This is a genomic window from Vibrio sp. N418, from assembly GCF_000222565.1.
Classification (GTDB): Bacteria; Pseudomonadota; Gammaproteobacteria; order Enterobacterales; family Vibrionaceae; genus Vibrio; species Vibrio scophthalmi.
In genome coordinates, this window is sequence record NZ_AFWD01000031.1 from 1 (window position 1) to 1,249 (window position 1,249).

General features: G+C 43.6%; 2 protein-coding genes. Both read right to left on the reverse strand.

The window, feature by feature from the left end:
* Positions 1-627: 627 nt before the first annotated feature.
* On the reverse strand, positions 628-816 hold the full coding sequence (locus RH86_RS04485) for a hypothetical protein (protein ID WP_009385207.1): 189 nt from the start codon (positions 814-816) through the stop codon (positions 628-630).
* Positions 817-895: 79 nt separating this feature from the next.
* Positions 896-1,084, reverse strand: a complete 189-nt coding sequence (locus RH86_RS04490; RefSeq protein ID WP_009385208.1) for a hypothetical protein — start codon at positions 1,082-1,084, stop codon at positions 896-898.
* Positions 1,085-1,249: the final 165 nt, after the last annotated feature.

A 1,249-nucleotide genomic window follows, 5' to 3' on the forward strand; every position in this document is an offset into this window, starting at 1 on the left:
GTAGGCCCCGTTTGTAGGGGGAGGTAAAGTAATCGCTCTTCGTTCGTTAGAACTTATAGTGAAGAAAATGGAACTGGCTTAATTGAATAAGTCAGAGTTGCTGTATTTTTCGAACAGGTGAGATCGCAACAAATCAAGTTAATTAACATCTGTTATCTACGCAAATGACGACTCTTTGGGTTGGGTGGTTGATTATGTTTTGGGTCGCCTATCGTACTGCTGGGATGGCTATTTATCGAAGCTGATCGAACGATAACAAACCGCTATTAGAAAGAGGGCTCTCGCGCTCGACGGCTTTGGATATTTATACTGTATCCACAACGTAACCAAAGGTTCAGTATACCTACATGGGATGGTGGTGATGTAGCGTATATAAAACCTCTCAAACCATTATGGGCGTTGCATTGTAAATAACAATGGTTTGTTGAAGTTAGCCAGTTAGATTGAAGAGTCGTCAAAGTGTACGAAGGTTTAGCGTTGGACTAGAGAATAGGTGGAGGTATTGAAGTAAAAACGCAGGAGCTAATCAGGAAATTAACCGCGCGGAATTAAATTTGAACACTTTCTAGCGTGAAAGCGAGCTCATCCATGAGCGCTGTAAGTTTCTTTTGGCGTCGCTGAAAACCTTTATTCAGCGCTCATACCCGTGGTGATATGACCAGTTGCGACACCTTGTGTAGCTTGTTCAGTAGAAAGACCCGCCGCCGTTGCTTGTTGAATTAAGTCGCCATTTAAGCCGTTGTTAGACGCTGCGCCGCTAGCTGCGAAAGCTGAAACAGAGAATACTGATAGAGCGATGATGAGTGCGTTTTTCATAATATTTACCTTTTATCTATTGGGTCACCGAGTGTGACGATGGTTTGTGCTGTTTGCGTTGAGCTATTTACCTACAAAATTACTCAGCGCTCATACCAGTAGTGATATGACCGGTTGCGACACCTTGCGTAGCTTGCTCAGTAGAAAGACCCGCCGCGGTTGCTTGTTGAATCAAGTCGCCATTTAAGCCGTTGTTAGACGCTGCGCCGCCAGCAGCGAAAGCAGAAACAGAGAATATTGATAGAGCGATGATGAGTGCATTTTTCATAATTGTCTTACCTTGTTGTTTGATTGTTTTAGCGGGTTTCCCCTCTCGACAGGAATAATATTACCGAGATGTAGATCACATGTAGAGGAAAGGTGGGCTTTCCATTGTGGAAACTTATGTGATCTAGGTCGTTTTTATGTCTAGTGTGAATGCTTGAGTCGGCTT